We start from the raw sequence: 16,657 nt of genomic DNA, 5'->3' as shown, positions 1-16,657 counted from the left end.
TAAATATTTAACCATTCTAGCGGGCTAAATAAAGCGCTCACTGTATTAGTAGTTTTTGATGTAGAGCAAGAAAAAATAGCTAAGCCTTTATTGTGTGTTTGATTGTCGCAATGTCTATCTCGACAATTGCTCCACGCTTTTGGATCACTTGGGCGGCCAGTAAATTACCCGCTTGTGCACATTGTTTTATAGGTTGCTCTGTTAACCACTGGGCTAAAAAGCCGGCGTTAAATGAGTCACCTGCGGCGGTAGTGTCGATCACTTTTTCTACAGCGACAGTATTAAACAGCTCGACTGAAATTGAATTGTCAAGGTGTTTTTTACTGTATTGGCAGCCATCTGCGCCGAGTTTTACAACGACCTCGTGAGCGCCTTGTTGGTGCAAACGCTCGGTACATTGCGCAACATTACTATCTCCCCATAATTGTGCTTCATCGTCAAAAGTCACTAATGCTAAATCGGCTAGTGCGTATGCTTTATTATTGGCAAGGTGGCAGTGCATCTTGCTTGACCATAATGCAGGGCGATAGTTGCTATCATAAATAATTTTTATCCCTTGCTGTTTTAGTAACGCTAAATGGCTGAGTAAAGTATGGCAATCTTGCTCTGCTAAAATTGCCAGGGAGATCCCCGATAAATAAATAGCATCAACTTCGGCAAGACTGGTTAGTACTTTTTTAAAATCAGCATGTTGCAATAAATATTTAGCGGCTGAGTCGCTACGCCAATACTGAAAAGTACGCTCCCCTGACACATCGTTTTGAATCATATACAAACCCGGTTGTTTGTTATGACTGAGCAGCACATTGTCAGTATTAATATGGTGAGCTTGCCATTTTTCAATCAGTGCACGACTTAGTGGATCAGTGCCCATGGCACTGACGTAATTGACGTTTACTTCATTGCCTGCGAGTTTTTTTAAGTAAATGGCGGTATTCATGCTATCGCCGCCATAATTTTGTTGCATGGCAGTAAATGGTTGGCCGCTAAGCTCAACCATACATTCGCCAATAATTGCGATGGACTTAGCTGTCATTTATAACGTCACTCCTTTTTTCCAAATAGCGACTTCACGAATGTCGTTTATTTCATTGCAAGTTGGCTGGCCGTTTACGATGTTGACTAGCAGTTCAACAAACTCCCCGTGGACTTGCTCCATTGAGACATCGTTAATTAAAACGCCAGCGTCAAAATCTATCCAGCGTTTTTTCTTATTGGCAAGTTCTGAATTAGTAGCAATTTTTAACGTTGGCACAAATCCACCATAAGGCGTACCGCGACCAGTGGTAAATAACACCATATGACAACCTGCAGCACCAAGTGCGCTGGTGGCAATAGGGTCGTTACCTGGTGCATCCAATAGATTTAATCCAGGTATTTGCAGGCGCTCACCATAATGCAAAACCGCTTGTACTTTGCTGGTGCCGGCTTTTTGCGTACACCCTAACGATTTATCTTCTAAGGTAGTGATCCCGCCTTTTTTATTACCTGGCGACGGATTTTCATAAATCGGTTGATTATGAGCTTTGTAATAACCTTTAAAGTTATTAACCATGTTAACGAGCTTGTTAAAGGTTTCCTCGTCTTTACAGCGCGACATTAATAAAGTTTCAGCGCCAAACATTTCAGGTACTTCGGTTAATACCGTTGTGCCACCTTGAGCAATTAAATAATCTGAAAAATAACCCAGCATCGGATTCGCCGTGATACCAGACAAACCATCGCTGCCACCACATTCAAGGCCAAACTTTACTTCAGATAAAGTACCTGGTTGACGTTTATCTTGTTTTACTTGGGCATAAATTTGTTCAAGTAGCGCAACGCCTTCTTCAATTTCGTCATCGGCTTGTTGGGTGATTAAAAACTTAATGCGGCCTTCATCGTAATCCCCTAAGCCATCACGAAATGCCGGTAATTGATTATTTTCACAGCCTAAGCCAACGACTAAAGCGCCACCCGCATTTGGATGCAGTGCCATGTTTTGTAGCAGTATCCGTGTTGTATCTAAATCATCACCGAGCTGAGAGCAGCCAAACTGGTGAGGAAACGCATAAATGCCATCAATTTCTAATTGTGGATGACGCAGTTTAAACTCTTTGATCATTTGGTTGATCATGCCATTAACACAGCCTACCGTAGGGATCAGCCAGATTTCATTACGAATGCCAATTTCACCGTTTTGTCTACGATAAATATTTACTTCAGGCGAAGGGGTCGCTTCACTTTGTTCAATAAACTCTGGAACATACTGATAATCCAGTTCATCATTGAGGGTGGTTTTAACGCAATGGGTATGCACCCAACCGCCTTTTTGAATATTCTCTAGGGCAAAGCCAATGGGGGCACCGTATTTAATAACATTCTCTTGTTTATTAATATCGCGCAGCGCCACTTTATGGCCTTTATCAATGTTCTCATTGACTAAGATCTCTTCGCCATCAACGGGCAATATTTCACCAGCGGTGATATTACGCATTGCAATGGCAACATCATCAGTTGGGTGTAGTTTAATTAATGGTTTCATATTATTGGCCTAACTGGTTAGTAAGCGTAGTTGCTACACCTTCAGTGAGCATATTACGTAGGTGAGCTGTAACGGTGGCAGTTAATTCAGGAAGTTCATTTAAATCACTTTCCCAATGCCATTGTGCCCCTAGTACTTGTTCAACAAGCGTGTTTAAGGATAGGGTGTTGTTATCAAAGTCATGCCACAGGGTATTAAATAGTTCTAACCATTGTGGGGCATCGCTCAATTCAATTTGCTGCTCATTACGTAGGCCTTTATACATCAAAATTTGCCCTGCAATAGCCAATGCCATCATATTCGGTACGGCGTTATTTGTTTTCACATAGGTGTGCAACTGCGGCAAAATACGGGTCTTAAATTTAGTCATACTGTTGAGTGAAATAGCCAGTAATAAATGGCAAATATACGGATTTCTGAAGCGGTTCAGTACATCATTGGCAAAGCGCTTTAATTCATCTTCAGGTAAATCAAGAGTGGGAATAATTTCAGCAAAGATTAACTGGGTTAAGTATTTTTCAAACAGAGGGTCGGCCAGCGCATCGCCCACAGAATCAATGTTCGCCATGTAAGCTAGTGGCACTAAAGCCGTATGAGCACCATTTAAAATACCGACTTTTTGTTGTTTGTAAGGTGAAATATCATCAACAATTTTTATATTTAGATCACTGTCTTGCAAGCATAATAATTCAGCTAGATGCTGCGGTCCTTGAATAACAAACAAGTGAAAGTACTCAGCGGTCACCATAAAGTTATCTAAATAACCTAACGATTCTTGTAGTTGTTGATGCTCATCACGGGGGAAGCCAGTGACAATACGGTCAACTAAGCTTGAGCAAAAGTGGTTAGCTTCATTCAACCAGCTTGAAAACGCCTCAGGTAGTTGCCAAAGTTGGCAGTATTGAAACACGATTTCTTTGAGTTTCTCGCCGTTGTAGTCAATTAACTCACAAGGGATGATCACCATACCGCTGTCAGCTGAGCCGTTAAAGTGATTAAAGCGATGGAACAACCACTGCGTTAATTTAGCTGGGAATGCTTTAGCGGGAGCGTCATCGAGTCTATCAGTATCAATATATTCAATACCAGCTTCAGTGGTATTTGAAAAAATAATTTTCAGATCCGGATTCTCAGCTAATGCCATATAACGCGGAAAATCTTTATAGACAGGAATTTCTTCATTGATTGAACTAATAATACGGTGATCGGCGACGGTTTCACCTTGCTCGTTTAAGCCACGAATAATAGTGGTATACAAACCATCTTGAACATTAAGTAAAGGAATTGCGTCATAATCAATAGGGCGGATCACCGCAACGCCGGCGTTTAGATCACTTGTTTCATTGAGTTTATCAATTTGCCAATCGATAAATGCACGCAAGAAATTCCCCTCACCGTATTGCATTATTTTTGTTGGGTATTTGTTTTTATTAAAGTTTTTTCTATTCAGTGCTTGCATAATATGAACCTATAAACGTTATATGGGCTGATTGATATTTACATCTTAGCTATATTTGCCACCGGTGGCAAATAATATTTGACAAATTGCCACCGGTAGCGAAGAATGGGTATTAACAAGTTTAGTCAATTCAATTTACATTGAATTAGTAATTACGTAATAAACACTTTATACAGGAATTTAAAATGACAGCCACTTTGTTTGATCTAACTTCAAAAACGGCACTCGTCACCGGTGCAAGCCGCGGACTGGGTCAACAAATTGCACTGGGTTTAGCAGCTGCTGGCGCCAAGGTTATTTGCAGTAGTAGTAAAGAGCACGGCTGCCAAGCAACGTGTCAGATGATCAAAGAGCGCGGTGGTGAGGCGTATGATTATGCAGCTGATTTGAGTAATACGGATTCAGTGAATGCCTTAGCAGCTACAGCCTTAGCTAATCATGGCGGTATTGATATTTTGGTTAATGTTGGCGGCACAATATTTCGCAGCCCTGCGGTGGATTACCCGTATGAGCAATGGCAGAACGTGATGAAAGTAAACCTTGATGCCAGTTTTTTATTGGCCCAAGCGGTTGCGCCAAACATGATCAAACAAGGGTTTGGCAAAATAATTAATATTGCCTCAATGCTGTCATACAGCGGCGGTATGACAGTCCCAGCATATACCGCGAGCAAACATGCGGTAGCGGGTCTTACTAAAGCGCTGGCAAACGAATGGGCGCAACACAATATTCAGGTTAATGCTATTGCGCCAGGTTATTTTAGAACCGATAACACCCAAGCATTACAAGATGATGCCGCTCGTAATAGTGAAATTGAAAAGCGTATCCCTGCGGGGCGTTGGGGTGAAGCAGAAGACTTAATTGGTTCAGCCATATTTTTATCATCAACAGCCAGTGACTATGTCAATGGCCATATTCTCGCGGTTGATGGTGGCTGGTTAGCACGATAATTTTTAATTTTAGGTAGCATGTTATGAGCACACAAATAGAGTCACGTTATGCCGTTGGTCCAAATGAAGTTAAAGGCTATGACACCCAACAGTTAAGAGATGAGTTTTTGGTCGACAAACTCATGCAAGAGAACACCATTTATTGGTTATACACTCACTACGAGCGTTTTATGGTGGGCAGTGCGGTGCCAACCAGCGCACCGCTTAGGTTAGAAACGGTAGACAACTTAAAAGCAGCAAACTTTTTAACGGGTAGAGAGCTTGGTGTGATCAATGTTGGCGGCAGCGGCACGGTGACTGCTGATGGAGAAGATTTTCAGCTTGGCTATAAAGATGCCTTGTATTTAGGTAAAGATACCAATGAGGTGCTGTTTACTAGTCATGACAGTGGCAATCCGGCAAAATTTTATCTTAATTCTGCACCAGCTCACCACAAATATCCAAATAAGTTAGTGACACGTAATGATGCCAATGTATTGCATTTAGGTGCGCTTGAAACCTCCAATGAGCGCAATATTAATCAGATGCTGATCAATACCCTAGTACAAACATGCCAACTACAAATGGGGCTAACGGAATTAAAACCAGGCAGCGTCTGGAATACCATGCCAGCTCATCAGCATGATCGTCGCAACGAAGTGTATTTTTATTTTGAAGTGCCAGAGCAGCAAGCTGTGTGTCACTTTATGGGCGAGCCGACTGAAACACGCCATATTTGGGTACATAACGAGCAAGCAGTGGTATCTCCACCGTGGTCAATTCACTCAGGTGCTGGCACACAAAACTACAGTTTTATTTGGGGCATGGCTGGTGAAAACCTCGATTATGATGATATGGATAAATATCAACCGAGCGAGCTGAGATAATCAGCTCTTTTATGATCATATAGCGATAAGAAGAAATAATAATGAATAGAAATCTTCTCATAAAGATAATGCTAGTTTTGTCGTTATTTTTGCTAACTAGTTGCACAGATGACAAAAAAACAGTGCGATTAACTTTGGCACATACATTAGACACCCGCCATGTGGTGCATCAAGCAATGGAATATATGGCTGAACGTTTGGCATTTTATTCAAATGGCACAATGGAAATTGTTATCTATCCAGGTGGTCAGTTGGGGTCTGAACGTGAACTCATTGAGTTGTTACAAATTGGAAGTTTATCAATCACTAAAGTATCGGCAAGCCCGCTGGAAGGCTTTGTACCTGAGATGAAAGTGTTTGGCATTCCGTATTTGTTTCGCGATAGTGAACATTTTTGGCGTGTACTTAAAAGTGACTTAGGCACCGATCTACTTAATAAAGTGAGCACTGCAAGGCTTAAAGGTTTGGGCTATTACGATGCAGGCAGCCGCAGCTTTTACACCACCAATGGCGCGATTAATACCCCAGATGATTTAATAGGTAAAAAAATTCGCGTGTTAAATAGCCCTACAGCAGTAGCAACAGTGCAGGCTTTAGGCGGCGCTGCAGCACCGATTGCATGGGGCGAATTATATGCCGCACTGCAACAAGGTGTAGTTGATGGCGCAGAGAACAATCCGCCAAGCTATTACTTATCTCGTCATTACGAAATCGCTAAATATTATTCGCTGGATGAACATACCTTTGTTCCAGATGTAATTTTAGCAAGCTTAGAAGTTTGGAACTCACTTAACAACGAACAACAACAGTGGTTAACCCAAGCGATGGCCGACTCTGTTGAGTACCAACGTTCATTGTGGCAAAACGCATCTGATGAGGCGCTTAAAGCAGTTATCGCAGAAGGCGTACAAGTGACCTACCCTGACAAACAAGCGTTTCAAGATAAAGTGGCTGATTTTCATGCTTCGTTCGCTGATACAGCGGTTGCAGCTCACATTAAAAAAATAAAAAGCATGTAGGAGCAAACAATGCGACAACTCAACACACACTTAAATCGCATCATCGAGCGATTACTGATTTTGGCCATGATAGCAATTGTAACCGTTGTTTGTTGGCAAGTATTTTCACGATTTATTTTACGTGCACCGAGCTCATACACCGAAGAGTTAGCGCGTTTTATCCTGATTTGGATTGGTGTCTTGGGCGCTTCGTATGCGTATCGTACTAAAGCACATTTAGGACTTGATCTGTTTTATCAAAAAATGATCCCGTCACTTAGGTATAAGTGTTCATTTGTAATCGAAATCTGCGTGCTGATCACAGCATTAAGTATTTTAGTGTATGGCGGCAGCCAATTGATGATGCTGAGCTTTGAATTAAAGCAAACGTCAGCGGCGCTTGAGATCAACATGGGTTATGTGTATATCGTTTTACCGCTGAGCGGGGTGTTGATTGTGATTAATTGCATTGAAAACCTGATCAATTATGCACAGCAAAAATTCACGGAGGAAGCGTAATGGACTTAACAGCAATTGTTTTAATCGTTTGTTTTTTTGTATTGTTATTTATTAATGTACCTATTTCTTTGTGTATTGCGCTATCAACATTAGCAGCGCTATTAATGCACATTGATTTTACGCCTGCCACCACGACCATAGCCCAACAAATGGCCGGTGGCATTGATAGTTTCGCATTATTGGCAATCCCATTTTTTATCTTGTCTGGATTGATAATGGGTCAAGGCGGCATTGCTAAACGGCTGATTGAATGTGCTATGGCGATGATAGGCTTTTTACCCGGCGGCCTGGCACTCGTAAATGTAATGTCGTGCATGTTATTTGGTGCAATATCAGGCTCTGCCGTTGCAGCCACATCGGCGATTGGTAGTTTTATGGTGCCAGAAATGAAAAAACATGGTTACAGTGCCAGTTTTGCTGCGGCGGTTACCGCAAGTGCAGCCACTACGGGCATGTTAATACCACCGAGTAATATTTTAATTATCTATGCCATCGCCAGTGGTGGGGTGTCGATTGCGGCATTATTTATTGCCGGCTACTTACCGGGTATTTTAGTAGGGCTGGCATTGATGATTGTTTGCGCTATTTACTCGATTAAAAACAACTACCCAGTAACAGCAAGACTGCCATTTAACATTGTGATGAAAAAAATACTCGCAGCTTTGCCAAGCTTGTTGCTTATTTTTATTGTTATTGGCGGCATTATTGGCGGTGTATTTACCGCAACTGAAGCCGGCGCTATTGCCGTTATTTATGCTTTAATACTGTCGGTATTTATCTACAAAGAAATCAATATAGCTGAAATGCCTGCTATATTACTAAAAGCTTGTGAAACAACGGCTATTGTAATGCTGATCATTGCCGCGTCTTCGGGCATGTCGTGGTTATTGTCATACACACATATTCCACAGCTGGTCAGTGAGTTCTTTTTAACACTCAGTGATAATCCGATTTTAATCTTGTTGTTAATCAATCTGATTTTAATTTTGGTTGGCGCGTTTATTGATATGACGCCTGCGGTATTGATTTTTACACCGATCTTTTTACCGGTAGCTGAGCAATTTGGTATGTCGCCGATTCAATTTGGGATTATGATTGTATTAAACTTATCAATTGGCTTGGTGTCTCCGCCAGTTGGGAGTGTACTGTTTGTCAGTTGTGCGGTGGCGAAAACATCGTTACATAAAATAATTAAGCCAATGATGCCGCTGTATGCTGTGATGTTTCTGGTATTGATGTTGGTTACATATGTACCGGCGATCAGTGAAACGTTACCGCGTTTATTTGGTTTAATCGAGTAACTAACCTGAACTTGGGATAATTTATTTGCCAGCGTTTAGGCCAACTTAATCAAACAAATCTGTGATGGAGCTCAACAGCTCCATTTTTCTTTTAAATCAAAGTAGTCAATGTATAACAAGAGCTGACTAACTACTTCTATGGATCTACGGTTAGTGTTAAACTTTGCAATCATCCTAAATAGGAACTTTTATGTCAGTAACGATTAATGATGTAGCTAAGCTGTGTGGTGTTTCAAAGCGCACAGTTTCACGTGTGATCAACCGCTCTCCCGCTGTGGGTGAAGCGACGCGAGAGCGAGTGCTTAAAATTATCAGCGAAGTTGGTTTTTCTCCTGACAAACAAGCTCGGGGGCTGGCATCAAGTCGTTCTTACTTATTAGGTTTAATTTATGATAACCCCGATGCATTGTATATTGATCAGGTGCAACGAGGTGCATTAAGCGTCTGCTCTGAACTTGGCTATGAATTGGTTGTTCATCCTAGTTACTCTAAAAGTGCTGAATTTATTGACGATTGCCTGTCATTTATCTCTCGCTCTAAGCTTGATGGCGTGATTATTTTACCGCCAGTATCTGAAAACAAAGAGTTGGCTGCAGCAATTCGTGAAGCAGGTTGTCCTTATGTGCGCTTAGCATCGGTAGATTTAGATGATGCTGATAATATTGTGGTCTCAGACGAACGCGCAGCAATGAAAGAAATGGCCAGCTACTTGGTTGAACTTGGTCATAAAGACATTGGTTTTATTTCTGGACCGCAAGTTTATCGTTCTTCAATCGAACGCTTAGCTGGATTTTTAGCTGAACTGCAACAATGTAATGTGCAACTGCCAGGAAATCGTATTATTGAAGGCAAAAATAGTTACGAAAGTGGTATTGAGTGCGCTATGACATTGTTAAGCACTGAACCAAGACCAACGGCCATTGTTGCTAACAACGACGAAATGGCGGCTGGGGTATTACGGGTTGCCAGTAATTTAAATATCAAAGTACCAGAACAGCTATCAGTAGCAGGTTTTGATGATAATATTTTGGCTTCACGGATCATTCCATCGCTAACGACTATTCGAAGACCGGTACAAAATATGGCATGTTTAGCGGTGCAAAAACTCATTAATAAAAGCCAATCGACACAAAGTGAAAAAATTAAATTAGATGACGTAGTCACTCCTTATTTAGTGAAGCGTGAATCTACTAACAGATGCGCTAAATAGTACCGATTACCCCCCCCATAATAACCTTTTTGTTACAGACATATAAAGCGCCTAACTGACAGTAGGGCGCTTACTTCTATCCGTAATCCAATATACTTTTTTGATTTAATTAATGAGTTAATTAAATTTGAGGAGCACCTTTGATAAAATAGCATGAAATATCGCTGTTAAACGAAACGGCCGATATGCTGCCTAAAGGATAAAATGCATAGCGCTCGTTTTTAATATCTGGAACATTTTGTGCGCTGTAAGCCCCGGCTGATATCAATTGTATTAAGTTACTGACCATTTATAGCGACAGATAAATACAGTGATACCAAGGCAGAAATTTTGATAGGGTGTTCTTGGCAATTACTCCTGCATTGCTCTACCTCCTGCATCTATGCAGTCGTACTTGAAAAATTACTAACTCAATTTAATAACGTTAACTTCATGCCCTAGGGTAATCCCCCCATTTTTAATGGAGGCTAGCTCTTTAACCGCAGCGCCTGTTAATCTCTTTGTGAATTATTAACTTGAAGATTTTATTGCGCAAAGAGAAAGGAATGATATGGATAAAAAAATACCCTTGCTGTGCGGGGCAAGGGTATTGGTAACTATCAAATTGTCTTAAAGCAGCGCTTGGCTGCTCTCATTACAACTACTGAATGGTTATCTCATCCAATGTGATAGTTGCTTCACTTTCCGTTCTGAGAGTGATGAATGAGGTTGCTGTGGCTACCAACCCATCGACGGTGTACGTTTGACCAGGGACGAGCTCTTCAAGTTTTACTGAATAAAACTTTGAAGAGCCGCCATGGATCGAATTAGCGCTACCTGAGGTATTGTTATCTACATATATTTGGAAGATTTTTGCGGTGTTACCTGCTACAGCCGCGACTTTAAAGCTCACTTGATAGTTGTTACTTAAATCAAGTAGACCCGTTGTGCTTGCATCCGCTGAGGTGGTATTCACCGCAGGGGTGGTATTGGCAATGCTAATACGTGCACCTGTCATGGTTAGTTGCCCAGCGGATACATCGATTGTGCCAGTGACACGATGAAACAGCGGGGTCCCCGTACCCGCTAAACCTGATAGGTCGCGGTAGCTATTACTAAAAAATTCGTCAGCATTTGCTGCGGCAAAATTTTCAGTAAATGGTAAACCAAGCGGCTGTTGCACAGGTGGCTCACTTGGCGCTGCAATGTCTGGGATGTCTAAATCGCTTTGATCTATTTTACCAATACCGGCATGGCCAATAACATGCGCTTTAACGTCCATTACTGGAGTTAACTTATACTCGTAAGGTGCTTGGTATGAGCTGGTGGGTGTCATACCTGTAGCAGTAACCTCTGCTGCCACATCGCCGTCAGCCACATCACCCCAAGTAACGCCTTCACCTAGGTAGTTACCAGAGGTATTCCAATAACCAATTACTTTTGAGTAAAAAGAGACCACAGGATTTTTAGTATGCTCAAAGTAGTTATTCTCAATATGTAGCTCTGCGCCCATTCGTGAGTTAATCGCGCTAGAGGTGATATTGTTATAATAGTTGTTGAATATATGGCCTAGACCAAATCTAAACAACGGAACACGCGATATGATGTTTTCAAAGCGGTTATGGTGAAAGGTAATATGACGATTCTTGTTGCTGCTCGAGTCATCATCACTGTGACCATGGAGTGACGTTTTCCAGCTATCGTGAATATAGTTATATGAAATGGTAATGTTTTCAGCACCCGATTTAGAATCGATTAAACCATCATAATAATCTTGATCAACATTTAACGATGAATAGAGTTCGTTATGATCAATCCAGATATTCGCGGTAGGTTTATTTTCATCACCTTCAATCGAAATACCATCTTTACCGCCGGTAAGTACTTCATGGATTTTTAAGTTTTGGATAATGATGTTATTAGCACGACGAATAGCAATGCCGATACCACTTAGCTCACCACGATCTGCCACACCAATGATTGAGATATTATCCATATCTTTAATTTCGATAGAAGAATTATCGCCGCCACTGTTTGCATCAGTAATGACACCGTCGACATAAATAGTCACTGGAACACCTGATGATTTTGCTTGTGCTAAAGCCGATTTAAGCGCTGTGCCATTATCTACGGTCACGACTGTTCCACCTTCGCCACCGGTTAGGTTAAAATTATAACCAGCAAAACCCAGACTATTATTCACCGGTGTTATTGCAATTGGCTCATCTGGCAAGATTGGGATTGCTAGTGGTTCTGGTGTCCAACCTTGGCCATCATTAAAGCTTGCAAAAATAGCATTACGCTCAAGTAAGTTAACCACGTCGCTGTCTTGCATAATGTAACCGCCAACACGGGCACTTAAATCAAGGGCATTACCTGCTAAATCCATGCTGCCATACTCGCGCCAGCCACTGGTAGCCGTTGCAATTTCTGGATTTGGTGCAGGTTGACTGTTAACACCTTGCACAGCCCAACCTGAGGTTGCAATGTGGGTATCAAACTTATTATTGATAAGCGTTATGTTATCGAAATATGTGTCACTGCCACCACTGCGTGCAATATAGGTTGAATTATCTAACACATCATTGCCAATTGGTCCTGGGCCATGAGTAAAACTACTGTTTAAAAAGATAAAGCCAGGATCTGTTTGCACAGGTACGCGTGCTTGTAATACATAGCCTCCAGAGGTGTCTTTCGTTGGGTCATTGTCTTTAGAGTCACCTATAGTGCGTATTTCACTGCTTTCAAATAATGCGGTAACTGGGTAGCCCCAAATAAAGTCAACATTACCAGCAACTAAGCTGTTGTAGAACCAGCTATAACCTTTCAGTAATAGGGTATCTTGTTCGCTAATAAAGCTGGCATTATTAGCCACTAAACGACCATTACTATTAAAGTAAATTGTTTCAGCTTGGTTTGAATCAACCTTGTTACGCAAATGCGTGTTTTTCAATGTTAGGTTGTTGATCACTAACATATCCGCACCTTCAACTAAGAATACACCACGACCGCCACCCGGTGTGCCAGAACCTACAGGCGCACTGCCACCTGAGCCACCATTGAGTGTTTCGAAGTTTTCGTACTGAATAATAGTATTGTCTTGGCTTTGCCCTTGTATAGTTACGTTATTTTTATTACGTAAGAATAGCAGTTCATTATATACACCATCTTTGACTGAAATGGTGGTTTGCTCATCTTTAGCAAGATTTGCCATTGCAAAGTTAAGTGCACCTTGCACGGTTCTAAAGTCAGCTACACCGTCATCATCAACCAATAGTTGATTGCTTGCCGGCGTTGTCACTTTAGTGGTGAACGTCCATTGGCTATTATCACCGAGGCCAATAAAATCAGTACCGTTGAGTTGTGCGCCTAATACCACATCATCACCAATGACAACACGATAAGTATGGCCATATTCAAGCACATTATTATGCGGTTTAATGGTTAAGGTATTGCCTTCAATTGTGAGCGGGTAGTAGTACACAGAGCGGACTTTATCCTGGCCGGTGTAGCCTATCACATCGACATTTTTACCCACTTTGAGGGTATCAACTAGGGTGTTGTCGTTTTGCTTATAAATACGAACTTCACCTAAACTACCAAAGGTAGGGGCGTTATCAAAAGTAAGCGATAATTGGGTATCAACAAATTGGTTATCGCTAGCAATCGCTGGCATTACTTTAGCTGTTAAATCACCATAGTCAGCAGTTGGCATAACAAAGCCTTCTGCAACAGAGACTTTAATAGTACGGGTAATACTTGGGTCTGAATCCGATACAAATGTGATCGTTGCATCGCCTGCAGCAATCGGTGTAAGGGTGATCGTATTTGCATCGATTGTAACGCTCACCACTGCTTCATTGCTTGAAGTGACCGTGTAGGTGTCGGCTGTGATACCGTCGTTTTTAATCGCTGTAACGTTGATCAACAATGGATCCATACTGGTACTTGTGTCCCAATTAGGCTCTTTGTAATCAAGGGTTAACTGAATTGGCTTGATACTAGGGTCGCCCACTTTTACATCATCAATTTCAAACGAACGATTATTCGTAAACACACCAATTAAGCCACGCGCTGTATAGCTGGTATCAGTCGCAGAGCCCATTTTCTCACCATCTAAGTATACGGTAAGTTGATCATCAATCATCTCAAATCGAGTGGTGTACCAAACGCCGTCTTCTGTAGCGCCTTTTTCACCGAGTAAGATTGGTGATTTTGTTTGCACTGGACGCGCAATCGACCCTTCGCTACTAACGGCAACCTCCACTTGCGTACTGCTTGATGAGTTTTGCACATTTAAGCCACCGGCGTACCAATTACCGGAATTTAAATAGCGTGCCATCAAAAAGATCTGCTTATTGGCCGTGGTAGAGTTCTGGCGCGGGCGAATTTTCGCTTCAACAAAGTAGTTACCTGTCGAAGGCACGTTTGCCATAGCTTCTTCAGTGGCTAAAATTAGCTCGCCCCCAGCACCGCCTGCGGTGTATCGCATCATGTTATTACCCATGATATCAAGTACATCAAACTCACCCATTGGGGCTTCAGTGTTATCTGGCTTGGCTAAAATTTGCCAATTATTTAAATCACCATTGGCAAAGTCATCACAAAAATACAGTTCAGGTGCATCCGTGCAGCTAAATACAGATGGATCTTTAACATACTCAACTCTGAGGTTATTGATAACCACAGTGCCGCCTGTTTCGGTACGTAACTGTAAAAATGAGTTTTTAGTCGCAAGCTTTCCGGGTACTGTTAAAGTTTGACCAGCAGTAAGCGAGTTGATCAATTCATTATAAAAACGTGAGTCATTACCATGGATTGATTTAGAACTGCTTGATGAGTTGTTATCCACATAAATTTGGAATTTATTATCACCTTCAGGGTCACTTATACTGACAATATCCATCACCACTTGATAAGGACGAGACAAATCCAGCGCTCCACTGGTGGTGGTATCCGTTGCTGCTGTTTCAATACCTGGGGTGGTGTTACCTAATGTGAAACGACCTCCATTGAGTTCTAATCCAGTATCAATCACAGTGACTGAGCCGCCTGTTTTGCTAAACATGGGGATTTCATCGCCGTTTGCATCAATAATTTTTTGATGATCAACAGAGAAAATATCCGCAGTAAGTGCGGTAAAGTCAGTGGTAATTGGTAATTCTACTGTTGGGATCTCACCTTCCACAGGAGGATCAATCGGTGGTTCAACCGGTGGTTCAACATCTGGTACGTCGGTTGCCACTGTTTCAATGGTTAAGTTATCAATGACAATCATTGCCGCTGAATCAGTGCGTATTTGGAAATATGAATTTTTAATCTCAGGATTTAAAATACCGCGGGCATCGACATGAGTCAGATCAGGGCCAGTATTTACATCTTCGCCTGGAATGTAGGTATATGAAAACCGTTGACCTGCAGGGGTGTTGGTTTCGTTTATGTCTTTACCATAAAACTTTGAAGCACCACCATGCACTGAATTACTTTGACTGGCAGTATTATTATCAACATAAAGCGATAATCCACCAGCACTATTATGAGAAACAACATCAAAGCTAATGGTAAACCCTTCGCTTAAATTATAAATCCCCACACCTGAGCTATCAGTCGCTGTTGACTCTTTGCCGGGCAGGGTATTACCGATGGTAATACGGTCGCCTTCAAGAATTAGTTGGCCTGCTACATCGTCAATTTTTGCACTACCGCCACTTTTAAAATATAACGGGCCGCTGCCTTGCTCATCCGATAAGCTTTTATAGCTCGATGAGAAAAATGTTTCAGTGTCAGTATCAAACTCTTCAATTAAGGCTAAACCAGCTTGCTGAGCTAAATCGTTGAGTTTGATTAACTCTTCTTGAGCTTGTTGTTCGGAGAACACTAAAATATTGTTTTTAGCATCATCATTACTATCACAAGTAAGCACCAGTGTTGCCAATGCACTTGGATCGCTGGTGGCACAAACACTATAGGTATTATTAACCGTATTATGGGAACGAGAAATTATATACTCTGTGGTAGCTGATTCGCCTTCACCTGAGGTCAGTGCAAGTACGCGATTACCAAATAAAAACGAATAATTTCCTGTTACTGTTTCGCTACCATCCACTACTTGGCTGAATGTGCCACTAAGGTTTGCTTCATCAACGGGTGTTAATATCAACTGTGCAATACTTGCCTCACTGCCTTGTACTAATGGGTTATACAATGTTCCGCTAAAATCGGCAGTATTAAATGCTAAAGGTTGGGTGCTGTTGTATTGCTTAAAAATAAAATCAACAAAGTGCACAATCGCTTGATCAGCTGGAATTAAGGTATTATTAGCTGAGCCTGCATCAGCGAGCCACGCATTAACGTTTGCCTCAAACTCATCGCTACTAAAATAGTCCGTAATCGTTTGTCCTTCGGCTAAAGTCATAACGGCTGCTTGTGCTGCTTGCTCGCTGATGGTGATGCCATTGCTAGGATCACCATCAACATCTAGTGACTGTAATAAACGCAAACTATTAATAACAGCAGGATGAAACACGGTATCTGTCGAAAATAAAGCAAGTGGAGTTAATACATTGGCGGCAGAGACCGTAGGGAAGGTAAGTGCACCAATTGAGAAATCGATAGCTTCACCTCTAAAGTAATCGAATTGTCCATTTGCGTTTGTTACACCATTGCTTATTGATGGGCTGTTGTAGGTTAAACCAGCAACAGGGCTGTCAACAAATACCCCTTGCATTGGTGGTAACGGGGCTTCTTTGACATTGATAGAACTATCTTCACCGCAGCCTGCTAAGATCGCGGTGATCAGCAAACACGATGGTATTTTTATTGTATTATTCATGCATCCCTCCAAGGATGAA

The 16,657-nt window shown here is 41.7% G+C and carries 10 protein-coding genes; 6 read left to right on the top strand and 4 right to left on the bottom strand.

Translation table 11 applies throughout. The annotated features are described in order from the left end of the window. Positions 1-79: 79 nt before the first annotated feature. The 3 genes from H5186_RS04685 to H5186_RS04675 are packed head-to-tail and all read right to left on the bottom strand — an operon-like array spanning position 80 to position 3,983. Complete coding sequence (locus H5186_RS04685) at positions 80-1,036, bottom strand: sugar kinase (protein ID WP_182757742.1); 957 nt, start codon at positions 1,034-1,036, stop codon at positions 80-82. Beyond that, entirely contained in the window at positions 1,037-2,524 is a 1,488-nt protein-coding gene (locus H5186_RS04680) for a UxaA family hydrolase (protein WP_182717259.1), read from the bottom strand. Position 2,525: 1 nt separating this feature from the next. Then, complete coding sequence (locus tag H5186_RS04675) at positions 2,526-3,983, bottom strand: tagaturonate reductase (protein ID WP_149980267.1); 1,458 nt, start codon at positions 3,981-3,983, stop codon at positions 2,526-2,528. A gap of 185 nt (positions 3,984-4,168) precedes the next feature. On the opposite strand from H5186_RS04675, the gene H5186_RS04670 reads away from it, so the two are divergent. The 6 genes from H5186_RS04670 to H5186_RS04645 all read left to right on the top strand — a co-directional run bounded on the left by H5186_RS04670 (position 4,169) and on the right by H5186_RS04645 (position 9,827). Continuing rightward, positions 4,169-4,933: an SDR family oxidoreductase gene (locus H5186_RS04670; RefSeq protein ID WP_145239119.1), complete on the top strand. Its 765-nt coding sequence runs from the start codon at positions 4,169-4,171 to the stop codon at positions 4,931-4,933. 23 nt (positions 4,934-4,956) lie between these two features. After that, a complete protein-coding gene (gene kduI / locus H5186_RS04665) occupies positions 4,957-5,799 on the top strand; it encodes a 5-dehydro-4-deoxy-D-glucuronate isomerase (RefSeq protein ID WP_182794182.1) in 843 nt (280 codons plus the stop codon). A 41-nt stretch (positions 5,800-5,840) separates the two neighbouring features. Further along, positions 5,841-6,818, top strand: coding sequence for a TRAP transporter substrate-binding protein (locus tag H5186_RS04660; RefSeq protein WP_259397119.1), 978 nt, complete (start codon positions 5,841-5,843; stop codon positions 6,816-6,818). 9 nt (positions 6,819-6,827) lie between these two features. Further along, positions 6,828-7,316: a TRAP transporter small permease gene (locus H5186_RS04655; RefSeq protein ID WP_145239113.1), complete on the top strand. Its 489-nt coding sequence runs from the start codon at positions 6,828-6,830 to the stop codon at positions 7,314-7,316. Then, the gene (locus tag H5186_RS04650; protein WP_145239111.1) at positions 7,316-8,617 is read left to right on the top strand and encodes a TRAP transporter large permease; all 1,302 of its coding nucleotides are present in this window, start codon (positions 7,316-7,318) and stop codon (positions 8,615-8,617) included. The genes H5186_RS04655 and H5186_RS04650 overlap by 1 nt, the downstream gene beginning before the upstream one ends. A 190-nt stretch (positions 8,618-8,807) precedes the next feature. Next, positions 8,808-9,827, top strand: a complete 1,020-nt coding sequence (locus H5186_RS04645) for a LacI family DNA-binding transcriptional regulator (protein ID WP_145239108.1) — start codon at positions 8,808-8,810, stop codon at positions 9,825-9,827. A 640-nt stretch (positions 9,828-10,467) separates the two neighbouring features. Here H5186_RS04645 and H5186_RS04640 read toward each other — a convergent pair. Next, positions 10,468-16,638, bottom strand: coding sequence for a pectinesterase family protein (locus tag H5186_RS04640; RefSeq protein ID WP_182794181.1), 6,171 nt, complete (start codon positions 16,636-16,638; stop codon positions 10,468-10,470). Positions 16,639-16,657 lie beyond the last annotated feature (19 nt).

The organism is Pseudoalteromonas sp. SG41-2 (assembly GCF_014164535.1).
Taxonomy (GTDB): domain Bacteria; phylum Pseudomonadota; class Gammaproteobacteria; order Enterobacterales; family Alteromonadaceae; genus Pseudoalteromonas; species Pseudoalteromonas rhizosphaerae.
This window is presented reverse-complemented; position numbering and strand designations above follow the sequence as displayed.